Origin of the sequence: Enterobacter cloacae complex sp. P18RS (assembly GCF_014982105.1) — a bacterium.
GTDB lineage: Bacteria > Pseudomonadota > Gammaproteobacteria > Enterobacterales > Enterobacteriaceae > Enterobacter > Enterobacter hormaechei_C.
Genome location: NZ_JADCKV010000020.1, coordinates 23901 through 38841 on the forward strand (window position 1 = coordinate 23901; position 14941 = coordinate 38841).

The window sequence follows — 14941 nt, forward strand, 5'->3', positions numbered from 1 at the left end:
AAGTGTAGATGACAGCAAGGAAAATGCGGGAGATTGTGCAGGGTGTTTTGCCGGGTGACGGCTTCGCCTTACCCGGCCTACAAAGTTCACGCGTTGTGTAGGCCGGGTAAGCGCAGCGCCACCCGGCAATGTTTTACTGTAGCGCCTCGAGGATATGGTATGCCGCCTCAACGCGTGCCGGGTTCGGATAGCTTGTATTCGCGAGCATCACAATACCGATCTGCTTTTCAGGAATAAAGGCCACGTAGCTGCCAAACCCGCCAGTAGAGCCCGTTTTATGGACCCAGGACGCTTTGACCGGGGGAGCCGGTGGATTCACTTCTGCCACGGGCAACGGCGCCAGTGCTACCTTACTGTCGCTGCCCTCGACCACCGTGTTGGCCTCCACGGGCCAGTTGAGCATCTCCCAGCCCAGACCCTGATACATTGACCCGATACGCCAGTAGCGCGACTGCGCCAGCGCGATGCCCTGCTTAAGTGAGGCATCAGCAACGTTCTCCGGCGCCATGTTTGCCATGACCCAGTTCGCCATATCCTGCACGTTGGTTTTCACGCCATAGGCTTGTGCATCCAGCATACCCGGCGAAACGCGCACCGCTTTACCGTCACGATAGCCCCAGGCGTAATGCGCCTCTTCCGCTTTCGGCACGTTAATCCAGGTATGGTCCAGCTTGAGCGGCTTAAGGACCCGCGTCGTCATGGCCTGCTCATAGGGCATGCCAGAAGGTTTGACCGCCAGCGCACCAAAAAGACCGATGCTGGCGTTGGCGTAAAGACGCGTTGTGCCAGGCTTCCACTGCGGCTGCCAGTTTTGATAAAAGCGCAGCAGGGAGGCGTTATCCGTGACCTCATCCGGTACCTGTAGCGGCAGGCCGCCAGCGGTGTAGGTGGCGAGATCCAGCATACGAATACCCTGCCACTGCTTGCCCGTCAGCTGTGGCCAGTATCTGGTCACCGGATCGTCCAGCGAAATTTCACCGCGAGCAATGGCATCCCCACCTAAAACGCCGGTGAAGGTTTTACTTATAGAACCCAGCTCGAACAGGGTCTGAGGCGTAACGGATTTATTCGCCGCGATATCGGCCTTGCCAAACGTGTAATAGTGCGGTTTTCCCTGATAAATAACGGCCACCGCCATGCCTGGAACAGACTGGGCTTTCATCAGCGGGGTAACCGTATTCGCAACCACCTCCGCCAGCTGTTTTTCTGACACTGGCGTGGCGAGAGCAGAGCAAGAGATGCCGAGCAGCAGGGCGCAGCAAAGGGATTTTTTCATCATCAGTAATCTTCCGTAATAGCGAGTCAAGGGGATGTCCGGGCCCGTCAGACAGGCGTAGTCTGTTGGATTTGACAGTGCCTGACAAACGGTTAAATTTAGCATTAGCTGTTAATTTTTCTAACGGAAGCGACCATGACGCGAAGCTATCTACCCCTCAATTCGCTTCGGGCTTTTGAGGCCGCCGCAAGACATCTCAGCTTTACGCATGCGGCCATTGAACTGAACGTGACGCATTCGGCTATTAGCCAGCATGTGAAAACGCTGGAGCAGCACCTGAACTGTCAGCTGTTCGTTCGCGTGTCGCGCGGGCTGATGTTGACTACCGAGGGCGAAAATTTACTGCCGGTGCTGAATGATTCGTTCGATCGTATAGCCGGAATGCTGGATCGCTTCGCTAACCATCGTGCGCAGGAGAAGCTGAAAATCGGCGTGGTGGGTACGTTTGCCACCGGGGTCTTATTCTCGCAGCTGGAGGATTTTCGCCGTGGCTACCCACACATCGATCTTCAGCTTTCCACCCATAACAACCGCGTTGATCCGGCTGCCGAAGGGCTTGACTATACGATCCGCTACGGTGGCGGGGCGTGGCACGGTACCGAGGCTGAATTTCTTTGTCATGCGCCGCTCGCGCCGCTGTGTACGCCTGATATTGCCGCCAGTCTGCACAGTCCGGCCGACATCCTCAGGTTTACGCTGCTGCGCTCCTACCGACGCGACGAGTGGACCGCGTGGATGCAGGCGGCCGGCGAGCATCCCCCTTCGCCAACGCACCGCGTGATGGTATTTGATTCGTCCGTGACCATGCTGGAGGCCGCTCAGGCAGGGGTGGGTATTGCTATTGCGCCTGTCGATATGTTTACCCATCTGTTAGCCAGCGAGCGCATTGTGCAGCCCTTTGCGACGCAGATTGAGCTCGGCAGCTACTGGCTGACCCGATTGCAGTCCCGGGCAGAAACGCCAGCCATGCGCGAATTTTCCCGGTGGCTGGTGGAGAAGATGAAAAAGTAAAAAGCCCGCCGGATGGCGGGCCTGTTCAGTCAGATGGTGACCACGGCAATCAACGTGACGACCGTCAGAATGGTCGCCAGACCGTAGAAGACCCATTTACCGCTTGGCACATGGATTTTCAGATCGTGCATCGCATGGTGGATACGATGCAGACCACACCACAGCGGCAGGACGATCATCAGGAAGATGAACACGCGGCCAATAAAGCTGCTCGCAAAGGCCAGTACGCGCTCATAGCTCAGCGCATCGCCCGGGAACAACCCCAGCGGCAGCATGATCCCGACCAGCAGGATAATGACCGGGGCAATAATGGCGCTCCACATGCCGCCTGCGCCAAACAGCCCCCAGAAGACCGGCTCGTCTGAACGTTTTGGATTTGGATTGATCACAGTAGTCTCCTTACCAGAACAGTGCGACAAACAGAATGACCACAGAGACAACTGCCGTCACTGCCCAGAGCCCTTTAATGACCGGCTCTGGCCCCATTTTTTCGCCTTTTACAATGATGTTCGCTGCTTTTGGCGCCAGTTCAAACCAGGTTTTGGTATGAAGCAGCGCGGCGGCGAGCACAATCAGGTTCAGCACAACGATGATTGGGTTTTGCAGGAAGCCCACAAAACTGGCCCAGGCTTCCGGGCCGTGCTTGAGGGCATAAACCCCGTACAGCAGTTCGAGGCTGAACCAGACCGCGGGAACAGCCGTGCCTTCACGCAGCATATAGAAGCGATAAAACGGCAGTTTTTTCCACCAGGTGGACGGCATTGGCCGCACGTAGGCTTTGCGTTTAGTCGTCATCATGCACTCCTTAGCGTGGTTTCAGGGTAGCGATAAGAAAGTCTTTCGAGCTTTCCACCTTTCCCTGCTGAATGGCGGCGGCCGGGTCGACGTGCTTCGGACACACTTCGGAGCAGTAGCCCACGAATGTGCAGCTCCAGACCCCGTTCTGGCTGTTAAGCTGCGCCATACGTTCTTTTTTACCGTGGTCGCGGCTGTCTTCGTTATAGCGGTGCGCCAGGGTAATGGCGGCCGGGCCGATGAACTCAGGGTTCAGGCCAAACTGCGGACAGGCGGCATAGCACAGGCCGCAGTTGATGCAGCCGGAGAACTGATGGTATTTCGCCATCTGCGCGGGCGTCTGGGTGTTTGGCCCCTGATCCGGCGTGCGCGGGTTGCCGATGATGTACGGCTTAATCGCTTCGAGGCTTTCGATAAAGTGGGTCATGTCGACCACCAGATCGCGCTCAATCGGGAAGTTGCCCAGCGCTTCAACCTTGATACCTTTGGTGTAATCACGCAGGAAGGTTTTACACGCCAGCTTTGGCACCTTGTTGACCATCATGCCGCAGGAGCCGCAAATTGCCATGCGGCAGGACCAGCGGTAGCTCAGGTCTGGGGCCAGGTTATCTTTGATATAGCCGAGCGCATCCAGCAGGGAGGTTTGCTCGTCGTAAGGGACTTCATAGAAAGCGCTGTGCGGCGCGGCGTCCACTTCCGGATTGTAGCGCACCACTTCAATTTTCAGTTTTTGCATCTCAGCCATTCGCCTTCTCCTTCTTATCGGCGGCTTCTGCTTCTGCACCGTACACGCGTTTCGCCGGTGGCAGCGTGGTGATTTTCACGTCGCTGTAGTCCAGTCGCGTAGTGCCATCCGCATCGCGCCAGGCGAGAGTATGTTTAAGGAAATTGACGTCGTCACGTTCGGTGCAGCCCTCATCCAGGCGCTGGTGCGCGCCGCGGGACTCTTTACGCGCCAGGGCGGAATGGGCCATACATTCTGCGACGTTCAGGCCGTGGCCCAGTTCAATGGTATAAAGCAGATCGGTATTGAAGACGCTGGAGGTGTCGGTGATGCGCACGCGTTTGAAGCGCTCCTGCAACTCGGCCAGCTTGTCGACGGTTTTCTGCATCAGCTCTGGCGTACGGTAGATCCCGCAGCCTTCTTCCATCGACAGCCCCATTTCGTCGCGGATCTTCGACCAGTTTTCGTTACCTTCCTGGTTCACCAGGCCTTTCAGGCGTTTTTCGACGTCTGCAACCTGCGCATCCAGCGCCGCGCTGTTAGCTTCACCTGCCGTTGCGGCACGCTCCATCGCACGTTCGCCCGCCATGCGACCAAAGACCACCAGCTCAGCCAGCGAGTTCGAGCCCAGACGGTTTGCGCCGTGCAGACCGACGGAGGAACACTCGCCCACCGCAAACAGCCCTTTGATGCGGGTTTCGCACTGCTGGTCGGTTTCGATACCGCCCATGGTGTAGTGCGCGGTTGGACGCACCGGGATCGGCTCTTTCACCGGATCGACGCCCACATAGGCTTTCGCCAGCTCGCAGATAAACGGCAGACGCTCCAGCAGTTTCTTCTCGCCGAGATGACGCAGGTCGAGATGCACCACGTCGCCGCGCGGCGTTGAGATGGTGTTGCCTTTGCGCCACTCGTGCCAGAAAGCCTGAGAAACTTTGTCGCGTGGGCCGAGTTCCATGTATTTGTTTTTCGGCTCGCCAAGCGGGGTTTCCGGACCCATGCCGTAATCCTGCAAATAGCGATAGCCGTTTTTGTTGACCAGAATACCGCCTTCACCGCGGCAGCCTTCCGTCATCAGTATGCCGGAGCCCGGCAGGCCGGTTGGGTGATACTGGACGAACTCCATATCACGCAGCGGGACGCCGTGGCTGAGTGCCATGCCCATACCGTCACCGGTGACGATGCCGCCGTTGGTGTTGTAGCGGTATACGCGACCCGCACCGCCCGTTGCCATCACCACCGCATTCGCGCGGATCTGGACAAGCGTGCCTTCCATCATGTTCATCGCCACCAGTCCGCGCGCATGACCGTCGTCGACCAGAATGTCGAGAACGAAATGTTCGTCAAAGCGCTGGATTTGTGGGAACTGGAGGGAGGTCTGGAACAGGGTGTGCAGCATGTGGAAGCCGGTCTTATCGGCGGCAAACCAGGTGCGTTCGATCTTCATGCCACCGAAGCGGCGGACGTTGACGCTCCCGTCCGGACGTCGGCTCCACGGGCATCCCCACTGTTCCAGCTGGGTCATTTCCGTTGGGCAATGGTGCACGAAGTAATCAACGACATCCTGTTCGCAAAGCCAGTCGCCCCCTGCAACCGTGTCGTGGAAATGGTATTCGAAGCTGTCATGATCCTGCGCGACGGCGGCGGATCCTCCTTCTGCGGCTACCGTGTGGCTGCGCATCGGATAGACTTTTGAAATCAATGCGATTTTAGCGTTCGGATTGGCTTGTGCCGCAGCAATTGCAGCGCGTAATCCAGCCCCGCCAGCGCCTATTACGGCAAGATCGGCTTGAAAAGTTTGCACGACATTCCTCCAGATTTTTGTTTTCCCGCAACGGGATGAACTAAAGGACGTTCACCTGCCCGAACGGGCGATTGCGGAAGCGATTCCACTGCTCCTTTATGGGTAAAACAGTATAACCGCGTAGAAGTGAGGGAAATTTGACGTGTTCGATTTTTTTGCTGTTCTGTGCGGTGATTTATCATCGTGATTAATGAATGGCGTCACAGTATTTCTCTGTGCAATGAAAAAGGACTTTTACTGTGCAAAATTTGTCTCTGCCCCGGCTTACGAGTAGACTTCGTGCCCTTGTCTGAAAACGGAGAAATAACTCATGAGCGAAACGGCCACCTGGCAGCCGAGCGCATCCATTCCAAACCTGCTAAAGCGCGCAGCAATTATGGCGGAGATCCGCCGTTTCTTTGCCGACCGCGGCGTCCTGGAGGTGGAAACGCCGTGCATGAGTCAGGCGACGGTCACGGATATTCATCTGGTCCCGTTTGAAACCCGTTTTGTTGGCCCAGGCCACTCTCAGGGCATGAATCTGTATCTGATGACCAGCCCGGAATACCATATGAAGCGTCTGCTGGCGGCCGGGTGTGGTCCGGTCTATCAGCTGTGCCGTAGCTTCCGTAATGAAGAGATGGGCCGACACCATAATCCGGAATTCACCATGCTGGAGTGGTACCGCCCGCACTACGACATGTATCGTCTGATGAACGAAGTTGACGATCTGCTGCAACAGGTGCTGGATTGCGCGGAAGCTGAAACGCTCTCCTATCAGCAGGCCTTCCAGCGCCATCTGGAAATCGATCCGCTGTCGGCTGATAAAACACAGCTGCGTGAAGTGGCGGCAAAACTGGATCTGAGCAACGTGGCGGATAACGAAGAGGATCGCGACACGCTGCTGCAACTGCTGTTCACCTTTGGTGTTGAACCGCAGATTGGCAAAGATCGTCCGACGTTTGTCTATCACTTCCCGGCCAGCCAGGCCTCACTGGCGCAGATCAGCACCGAAGATCACCGCGTGGCGGAGCGTTTTGAGGTGTATTTCAAAGGCATCGAGCTGGCGAACGGTTTCCACGAGCTGACCGACGCGCGCGAACAGCAGCAGCGTTTCGAGCAGGATAACCGCAAGCGCAACGCGCGCGGTCTGCCGCAGCAGCCGATTGATACTCATCTGCTGGAAGCGCTTAAAGCCGGTCTGCCGGACTGCTCCGGCGTGGCGCTGGGTGTGGATCGCCTGGTCATGCTGGCGCTGGGTGCCGAGCACCTGGGCGATGTGATTGCCTTTACGGTCGATCGCGCCTGAAAAAATGCCGGGTGGCGCTGCGCTTACCCGGCCTACTCGGTCATTTAACTCTGCCACATTAAAAACTGCTCATTTCTCTCTATACGGGTCTTTTTCTTAATTTGACTCGGATAGCCACATTGTTTGTCTGGTCATCTGCTACCATCCGCGCAGTTTAATTCCGTTTCGGATGGTTATATGTCTCACTCACTCAAAAAAATGACCCTTACCGGGCTCATTCTGATGATTTTTACGTCAGTCTTTGGCTTTGCCAATAGCCCGTCCGCGTTTTATCTGATGGGCTACAGCGCGACGCCGTTTTATATCGTTTCCGCTCTGTTCTTCTTTATCCCGTTTGCGCTGATGATGGCGGAGATGGGCTCGGCGTACCGGAAAGAAGAAGGCGGCATCTATTCGTGGATGAACAACAGCGTCGGCCCCCGTTACGCGTTTATCGGTACGTTCATGTGGTTTTCATCCTACGTCGTCTGGATGGTCAGCACGGCGGCCAAGGTTTGGGTGCCGTTCTCAACGTTTCTCTTCGGTGCGGATAAAACGCAGGTCTGGTCTCTGGCGGGGCTGAGCTCCACGCAGGTGGTCGGTATTCTGGCAGTGTGCTGGATGGTGGTGGTCACCCTGGTGGCCTCGAAAGGCATCAACAAAATTGCCCGTATCACTGCCGTTGGCGGTATTTCCGTGATGTGCCTGAACCTGGTGCTGCTGCTGGTCAGCATCGCTATTCTGTGCCTGAACGGCGGGCATTTCGCACAGGAAGTCAACTTCGTTTCATCGCCTAATCCGGGTTACCAGTCCGGGCTGGCCATGCTCTCCTTTGTGGTGTTTGCCATCTTTGCTTACGGTGGAATTGAAGCCGTGGGCGGGCTGGTCGACAAAACCGAAAATCCGGAAAAGAACTTCGCTAAAGGCATTATCTTTGCCGCCATCGTCATTTCCATTGGCTACTCACTGGCGATTTTCCTCTGGGGCGTCAGCACCAACTGGCAGCAGATGTTAAGTAATAACACCACCAACCTCGGCAACATTACCTACGTGCTGATGAAAAGCCTGGGGGTGACGCTGGGCAACGCCATGGATCTCGCGCCGGAAACGCCGGCCACCCTGGGGATCTGGTTTGCGCGGATTACTGGCTTGTCGATGTTCCTCGCCTATACTGGCGCATTCTTCACGCTGATCTACTCGCCGCTGAAAGCGATTATTCAGGGGACGCCAAAGGCGCTGTGGCCCGCACGTATGACGCAGCTGAACGCTGCCGGTATGCCTGCCAACGCGATGTGGATGCAGTGCCTGCTGGTGTGCGTGTTCATTCTGCTGGTGTCCTTCGGCGGTGATACCGCGTCGGCGTTCTATAACAAGCTGACCCTGATGGCGAACGTATCGATGACGCTTCCGTATCTGTTCCTGACCCTGGCGTTCCCGTTCTTTAAGGCGAAGCGGGATCTGGAGCGGCCGTTTGTGATCTTCAAAACCCGCGCGGCGACGCTGCTGGCGACCACTGTTGTGGTGCTGGTCGTCGCGTTCGCCAATATCTTTACCGTCATTCAGCCCGTGGTTGAGGCAAATGACTGGAACAGCACGCTGTGGATGGTTGGCGGACCGATCTTCTTCTCGCTGCTGGCAATGGGGATTTATGAGCATTACCGTCGTCGCTCGACGGCCTGTGTAGCAGAAGTGGCGTAAAGGATTGACCCCCTCCCGACGGGGAGGGGGAAAGGATTACAAACTTCCCGCCGGGCGCGTACGCGCCGCTGACGTCAACGTTCTTCCCGTCTTACGTCCGTCCAGCGTTTCCAGACGCATCTGGAACGGTGGGAACGGCATATCAATTCCGTGCTCGCGGAAGCCAGCCAGAATCAACTGGTGGATCTCATGGCGCAGCGGCATACGGTGTCCCATCTCGGCGGCGTAGATACGCAGCTCGAAAATCTGGATCCCCTGCTGCAAATCAACCAGGAACACTTCCGGCGGCGGGTTGTCGATTACCAGCGAACAGCGTTCAGCAGCCGTATAGAGGATCTGCGTTACCTCTTCGCTGTTGGCATCCGACGGAGCGGGTACGGTCAGCACCACACGCGTGACGGAGTCGGACAGCGACCAGTTGATAAACTGCTCGGTGATAAACGCCTTGTTCGGGACGATGATCTCTTTACGGTCCCAGTCGCTGATGGTGGTGGCGCGGGTGTTGATCCTGGTGACGCTGCCGGTGAGATCGCGGATGGTCACCGTATCGCCAATTCGAATCGGCTTTTCAAACAGAATGATCAGACCAGAGACGAAGTTGGCAAAAATCTCCTGTAAACCAAAACCCAGGCCTACGGTCAGGGCGGCAACCAGCCATTGCAGTTTTGACCATTCGATACCAATCATCGAGAAGCCAACCAGCCCACCAAACAGCATGATTAAATACTTGGTGATGGTGGTGATCGCATAGCCCGTGCCGGGGGTTAAATCCAGATGCTGCAACAGCGCCAGCTCCAGCAGGGCAGGGAAGTTACGGATCAGCTGCGTGGTGATGATCAGCACCAGAATCGCAATCAGCACGGCCCCTAAGGTGATGGGCTCCAGACTTTCGACCCCCTGCACCGTGGACGTCACATCCCATAAAGAGATGTTCTCCAGGAAGCCAAACGCGGAGTGGATTTCCGACCACAGGAAGATCACCGACAGCAGGGCAACCAGCATCAGAATTGAGCGTACCAGCCGCAGGGACTGGGTACTGATCGCATCCAGATCCAGTTCGACGTCATCGGCGTCTGTGGTCCCTTCGGTGCTGTTGACGTGGTTCGGCTCTTCTTCACCCCGCGCGCGCTGGGCCAGAATTTCTGCGCGACGGTGTTTGGCACGGTCAAACGCCAGACGACGACGCTGGATCAGCATGCCGCGGCGAATAACATGGTAGACCACCAGCAGCAGGAACCAGATAGCCACCGACGTTTCCAGTCGGGCGAGCAGCGCCTGCGCCGTGGCGAGATAACCGACCGCTGCCGCCAGCATCGCCGCCAGCGGCGCGCTGAGCAGCAGGTTCCACAGCAGACGGTTAAACATGTTATCGCCGCTGCCGGTCTTGTCGAGATAGAGCGGGATCCCGGCGCGTTTCAGGCTGAGCGTCACTACCGCTAACGCCCCGCAGATCAGCATAAAGCACAGCCGTCCCAGCGAGCCGGAGAACTCCCGGTCATTGAGATTATCGAACATGATCAACGCCATAATCAGCGGCACAATCAGCCCGATACTCATCAGGTAGTAACGCATCGCCCGCGCAACGCGATTACGCGGCCAGCCAAAGTGAGCGATGAACAGACCATTTGGCCGCGCAAACGTGGCGCAAATCATCACCACCCACAGCAGCGGAACGGTGGCGGTCACGCCATCGCCAATCGCGACGGCAAGCGGGTAGGGCCAGGCTTCACGCAGGCCGTATCCGAGCGTCATCCACAGCACCGGCAGCGGAGACGCGACCAGAATTGACCAGAACACAGTACGCAACGTCAGCCAGAAGTGATCCTGGGTTACTTTTCCCACTCGGGCGCTGGAGCGCTCAAGGAAACGGGTGAAGTGACGACGGGAATAAATACTGAAGCCCACCAGAATCAGCGCCCCCAGCAGCGGGAAGATGGTCTCCTTGCTGGTTATCATCATTACGCTGGCGAGGCCCAGCTGGCTGAAGGTGTCCAGCGAAATGAGGCGGCGCAGATCCTGCACAATCTCAATCGGCCAGGCGAAGGTCATCGGCCGCACGTCGGACGTCCAGAAAAGGTAACGGTGCGTGGCTTCGTTGACCTCTTTCAGCGCATCCTCCAGCTGGCTATTCGAGACTTTCAGCTTAGTCAGCTCAAGGATCAGCGTATCGCCTCCCTGCAACAGGGAATTGAGCAGTTCGCGCTGGGTGCGCAGTTGCGCTTCCAGAATACGACTTTGCTCGCCGGTGAGCGGCTGTCCGTCAGCCTGACGGATCTGGCGGATTTGCGGCTGCTTGTTGAGGAGATCTTCATAATGAAGACGCTGAACGCGCAGCTGCGCCATCTCCGTATCAAGCTGCTGCGGTTTTGGCATCTCTGGCAGACGAGCCACCTGCGCGCGTAACGCTTCGCCCAACAGGTTAGACGAGCCAAGCCACTGGGACTGTTCACGCAGCGTGTTGAGCGCCTGACGAACCTGGAGGGTTTGATTGGTGGCCTGACGCTGCTGCGAGGCCACCAAATCCATGCGCTGCGCCTGCTGATTCAGCGCGGCAGAAAGCTCGCGGTTAACCTTAAACTGGGCGACGATGCTGTCGGGCAGGTTAGCACTGTTTTCGGCCAGTAACTCGGTGCTTTCCAGCGCACGTTCAGCTTCACGCTGACGCTGGCTGTTGAGTTGATTTCTCAGCGCCTGGAGATACGCATCCAGCTGCTGGCTCTGCTTCTGCGCCAGCTCGGAACGCATCCGCGACAGCTCCTGGCGGTTGTTAGCGGAAAGCTGCGCCAGCTCCAGTTCATCAACCAGCGCTTTTAGTCTGGCGGATTCCGCCTGCAACCCAAGATTTTGTGCCTGATTCTGCGGTGTGCTGCCTGTCTGCGTCCCGATGCGACGTTCCACCTCATTTAACTGACGGCGGGCATCGGTTTGCTGCTGTGGAAGCTGGCTGAGGGAATCGGCAATTTCACGCGCCCGTTCCTGCTCCTGCTGCGCCAGACGGCTTTTTTCCAGCAGTTGGCTGCTGACTTGCAGGATCTCCTGATTCAGCGCCTCGGACGTCATCCCCGCGGGGACCTGGCGTGGTTCATCGCGCAGGTTGTTTAGCTGCGAGCGCAGGGTCTGAGAGAGTTTGGGGAAGTTGTCGATAACCTGCTGATACTGCTGCGCGCGCTCAAGGGAACCCTTTCGTTCCTCAAGCGCGTTCAGTGCAGACTGGAGTGACTCAACGGTCTCCGGCTGAGCGGGTTTCGCCGCTTTTGCCTGCTCCAGCTCCTGGGTTATCTGTTTGGCGTCGGGGGCCGTCGCTGCGTACGCCCCCATGCTGAGGCACCAGGCCATCAGTAATACGATAATCGGGCGCACGTCAGCGATCCTTCTGTTGTTAGCCTTCGTCTTTTTTGTCGTCAACCAGCGGGCTGGCGTCGTGCTCGGCTTTGATCTCTTCTTCCGGCAACGGGGCAGGCGCAACCTCTGGCGTCACAAAGACCTCCGTCGATACTGCCAGAGGCTGGCCGAGTTTGGTCACGGACAGGCTTTCCAGCTCGTCGACCAGGTTAACTTTGCCCGGTGCGAACAGGTTGATGACCGTTGAGCCCAGCTTGAAGCGGCCCATTTCCTGACCTTTCAGCAGGGCCACAGAACCTTCTTCTTCGCCGGCAGGCCAGGTCCAGCGCTTGATCACGCCTTCGCGCGGCGGCGTAATGGTGCCCGCCCAGACGGTTTCGATGCTGCCTACAATGGTAGCACCCACCAGAATCTGCGCCATTGGGCCAAACTCAGTATCAAACAGGCAGATGACGCGCTCGTTACGGGCAAACAGGTTAGGAACGTTTTGCGCCGTCAGGTGGTTTACAGAGAACAGATCCCCCGGCACGTAGATCATCTCGCGCAGAATACCATTACACGGCATATGCACGCGGTGGTAGTCGCGTGGGGAGAGATAGGTGGTCGCGAAAGTCCCGTTACGGAACAGATCGGCCATTATGTAGTTACCGGCCAGCAGCGCTTCCAGGCTGTAGTTATGGCCTTTCGCCTGCAAAATTTTGTCGTCTTCAATTTTACCCAGCTGGCTGATCACGCCGTCCGCTGGCATCACCAGCACGTTCGGGTCGGTATTCAGCGGGCGCACTTCGTCGCGCAGCGGACGCACAAAAAATTCGTTGAAGGTGCGGTAGCTTGCCGTATCCGGCTTCTGCGCTTCTTTCATGTCGACCTTGTAGTATTTCACGAACAGGTCGATGACCAGTTTGGTCAGCCAGCCCGCTCGTTTGCTCGCGCCCCAGCCCGCCAGGCGAGTGAGCCACAGTTTCGGCAGAATGTATTGAAGCGAAAGTTTAAATGAGTTTAACAAGGTAGCCTCCAGGCCATTGTTTTGTCGTTCCTGATCCGGCATTACGCTGCCGGAACCTAAAAAAAGGGGACGATTTTAGCGACGCTTAGCTTAGTTGTCAGTTATCAGAATCAGAAAAGTTTTTACGCGTTTTTACCTGGTCCATGCTTTCGAGAATACGGTGGTAATTTTCGAAACGGGTTTCCGCAATTTCTCCGTTCTCTACCGCTTCGCGGATAGCGCAGCCCGGATCGTTGTCATGTTTACAGTCGCGGTATTTGCAAGCGCCTAAATAGTCATGGAATTCGACAAATCCGTTAAAGATTTGTTCCGGCTCGAGGTGCCAGAGACCAAATTCACGCACGCCCGGGGAGTCAATCACATCGCCACCGTGCGGGAAGTGATAGAGACGTGAGGCAGTGGTGGTGTGCTGGCCCAGGCCCGAGACGTCAGACACATCGTTGGTCAGGATCTCCTGCTGAAGGCCGAGCAGGTTGTTAAGCAGGCTCGATTTACCTACGCCGGACTGCCCCGCAAAGATGCTGATGCGGTCGGTCAGCGCATCTTCTAACGGCTTCAGGCCATCTTTGGTGCGGCTGGAAACCATCAACACGCGATAGCCAATGTTGCGGTAAATATCCATCTGCTCATTTACAAAGGCCATGGCCTCGTCATCCAGCAGATCGATTTTATTCAGCACGATGAGCGGCTCAACCTGTAGCGTTTCGCAGGCCACCAGATAACGGTCAATAATATTGAGCGAAAGCTCAGGCAAAATCGCTGAAACGATCACTATCTGGTTGATGTTGGCGGCAATAGGCTTCACGCCGTCGTAGAAATCCGGACGGGTCAGAACCGACGTGCGTTCATGCACGGCTTCAACGATACCTTTAACCGTTACCCCTTCCGCCGCCTCTTTGCCTGGACGCCAGACCACGCGGTCACCGGTCACCAGGGAACGGATGGTGCGACGGATATTGCAACGGTGGATATCCCCGTCGGCGGATTCGACATCGGCGTGCATGCCGAAGCGGCTAATCACAACGCCTTCTGTCGCTTCGCCAAACAGGTTGTCGTCGTAATCGGGCTTCTCCGTAGTGGTTTTAAGACGGCGCTGGTGATTTGCATTCACGCGGCGCTGCTGCCCTTTGGAGAGTTTATTTTTACTCAATCGCGCTGGCTCCTGGTCGCCCGTAGCGGGCAAAACCTCTATGATACACTCTAATTAATACTAGTTAACCTGCTACTGCCGGTTATGCGAGAAGGGTGGAAAATAACATGAGCGCGGACGAAAACAACCTGATTTGGATCGATCTGGAGATGACCGGCCTGGATCCCGAGCGCGATCGCATTATTGAGATCGCCACACTGGTCACCGATGCCAATCTCAATATTCTGGCGGAAGGCCCAACGATTGCCGTGCACCAGTCCGATGACCAGCTTGCGCTGATGGATGAGTGGAACGTGCGTACCCATACCGGCAGCGGGCTGGTGGAACGCGTGAAGGCCAGCACCCTGGGCGACCGCGAAGCGGAGCTGGCGACGCTTGAATTTCTGAAGCAGTGGGTGCCAGCAGGAAAATCGCCTATCTGTGGCAACAGCATTGGTCAGGATCGTCGTTTCCTGTTTAAGTACATGCCGGAGCTGGAGTCCTACTTCCACTACCGCTATCTGGATGTGAGCACCCTGAAAGAGCTGGCCCGCCGCTGGAAACCGGAAATTCTCGACGGCTTTACAAAGCAGGGGACGCACCAGGCGATGGACGACATCCGTGAGTCTGTTGCGGAGCTGGCGTACTATCGCGAAAACTTTATTAAGCTCTGATTTTGCGATCCGGCGCCTTGCGTGGCCGGGTTTTTGTCGCTAAATTGTTCAGCTTGCTGATTAAATAAGCACTTGAACTGAATTTCAAAAAAATCGCTTTGAGGGGGGTTGCAGCTAAACGGATTTCTCGTATAATGCGCCTCCCGTAACGACAGAGAATTACACGTTACGACAGCAACAAAAGCAGTACAGATTTGCGGGAATAGCTCAGTTGG

12 protein-coding genes are annotated in these 14941 nt (G+C 56.7%); 4 read left to right on the top strand and 8 right to left on the bottom strand.

Annotation, left to right across the window (positions count from 1 at the left end; genetic code table 11):
- Positions 1 to 133: 133 nt before the first annotated feature.
- Complete coding sequence (locus tag INF61_RS16180) at positions 134 to 1279, bottom strand: cephalosporin-hydrolyzing class C beta-lactamase ACT-65 (protein WP_047726486.1); 1146 nt, start codon at positions 1277 to 1279, stop codon at positions 134 to 136.
- Positions 1280 to 1411: 132 nt separating this feature from the next.
- On the opposite strand from INF61_RS16180, the gene ampR reads away from it, so the two are divergent.
- Positions 1412 to 2287, top strand: coding sequence for a LysR family transcriptional regulator AmpR (gene ampR / locus INF61_RS16185; RefSeq protein ID WP_003855952.1), 876 nt, complete (start codon positions 1412 to 1414; stop codon positions 2285 to 2287).
- A 29-nt stretch (positions 2288 to 2316) separates the two neighbouring features.
- Here the strand turns inward: ampR and frdD are convergent, their stop codons facing one another.
- From frdD to frdA, 4 genes are read right to left on the bottom strand one after another with little or no spacing between them, the layout of a single operon-like run.
- Positions 2317 to 2676: a fumarate reductase subunit FrdD gene (gene frdD / locus INF61_RS16190; RefSeq protein ID WP_000609653.1), complete on the bottom strand. Its 360-nt coding sequence runs from the start codon at positions 2674 to 2676 to the stop codon at positions 2317 to 2319.
- A 10-nt stretch (positions 2677 to 2686) separates the two neighbouring features.
- Entirely contained in the window at positions 2687 to 3082 is a 396-nt protein-coding gene (gene frdC, locus INF61_RS16195) for a fumarate reductase subunit FrdC (RefSeq protein ID WP_017383964.1), read from the bottom strand.
- Between the two features lie 10 nt (positions 3083 to 3092).
- The gene (frdB, locus tag INF61_RS16200) at positions 3093 to 3827 is read right to left on the bottom strand and encodes a fumarate reductase iron-sulfur protein (RefSeq protein ID WP_032620819.1); all 735 of its coding nucleotides are present in this window, start codon (positions 3825 to 3827) and stop codon (positions 3093 to 3095) included.
- Positions 3820 to 5610 carry a fumarate reductase (quinol) flavoprotein subunit gene (gene frdA, locus INF61_RS16205; RefSeq protein ID WP_047718199.1) on the bottom strand — a complete coding sequence of 597 codons (1791 nt, stop codon included), beginning with the start codon at positions 5608 to 5610 and terminating at the stop codon, positions 3820 to 3822. Before frdA ends, frdB begins: the two co-directional genes overlap by 8 nt.
- A gap of 310 nt (positions 5611 to 5920) precedes the next feature.
- Between frdA and epmA the strand changes: the two genes are divergently transcribed.
- Both epmA and yjeM read left to right on the top strand, forming a co-directional pair.
- Positions 5921 to 6898: an elongation factor P--(R)-beta-lysine ligase gene (gene epmA, locus INF61_RS16210; RefSeq protein ID WP_015572459.1), complete on the top strand. Its 978-nt coding sequence runs from the start codon at positions 5921 to 5923 to the stop codon at positions 6896 to 6898.
- Between the two features lie 177 nt (positions 6899 to 7075).
- Positions 7076 to 8575, top strand: a complete 1500-nt coding sequence (yjeM, locus tag INF61_RS16215; protein ID WP_193547915.1) for a glutamate/gamma-aminobutyrate family transporter YjeM — start codon at positions 7076 to 7078, stop codon at positions 8573 to 8575.
- Between the two features lie 36 nt (positions 8576 to 8611).
- On the opposite strand, the gene mscM is transcribed toward yjeM, so the two are convergent.
- The 3 genes from mscM to rsgA all read right to left on the bottom strand — a co-directional run bounded on the left by mscM (position 8612) and on the right by rsgA (position 14073).
- Positions 8612 to 11935: a miniconductance mechanosensitive channel MscM gene (gene mscM, locus INF61_RS16220; RefSeq protein WP_017694680.1), complete on the bottom strand. Its 3324-nt coding sequence runs from the start codon at positions 11933 to 11935 to the stop codon at positions 8612 to 8614.
- A gap of 19 nt (positions 11936 to 11954) precedes the next feature.
- On the bottom strand, positions 11955 to 12923 hold the full coding sequence (gene asd, locus INF61_RS16225) for an archaetidylserine decarboxylase (protein ID WP_026080660.1): 969 nt from the start codon (positions 12921 to 12923) through the stop codon (positions 11955 to 11957).
- A gap of 97 nt (positions 12924 to 13020) precedes the next feature.
- Positions 13021 to 14073 carry a small ribosomal subunit biogenesis GTPase RsgA gene (gene rsgA, locus INF61_RS16230; RefSeq protein WP_003855964.1) on the bottom strand — a complete coding sequence of 351 codons (1053 nt, stop codon included), beginning with the start codon at positions 14071 to 14073 and terminating at the stop codon, positions 13021 to 13023.
- A 107-nt stretch (positions 14074 to 14180) separates the two neighbouring features.
- On the opposite strand from rsgA, the gene orn reads away from it, so the two are divergent.
- The gene (orn, locus tag INF61_RS16235; RefSeq protein WP_003855965.1) at positions 14181 to 14726 is read left to right on the top strand and encodes an oligoribonuclease; all 546 of its coding nucleotides are present in this window, start codon (positions 14181 to 14183) and stop codon (positions 14724 to 14726) included.
- Positions 14727 to 14941 lie beyond the last annotated feature (215 nt).

Coding starts and splice junctions, on each gene's coding strand:
- yjeM (WP_193547915.1), top strand. CDS start 7,076: ATGTCTCACTCACTCAAAAAAATGACCCTTACCGGGCTCATTCTGATG.
- frdB (WP_032620819.1), bottom strand. CDS start 3,827: ATGGCTGAGATGCAAAAACTGAAAATTGAAGTGGTGCGCTACAATCCG.
- ampR (WP_003855952.1), top strand. CDS start 1,412: ATGACGCGAAGCTATCTACCCCTCAATTCGCTTCGGGCTTTTGAGGCC.
- INF61_RS16180 (WP_047726486.1), bottom strand. CDS start 1,279: ATGATGAAAAAATCCCTTTGCTGCGCCCTGCTGCTCGGCATCTCTTGC.
- frdC (WP_017383964.1), bottom strand. CDS start 3,082: ATGACGACTAAACGCAAAGCCTACGTGCGGCCAATGCCGTCCACCTGG.
- orn (WP_003855965.1), top strand. CDS start 14,181: ATGAGCGCGGACGAAAACAACCTGATTTGGATCGATCTGGAGATGACC.
- epmA (WP_015572459.1), top strand. CDS start 5,921: ATGAGCGAAACGGCCACCTGGCAGCCGAGCGCATCCATTCCAAACCTG.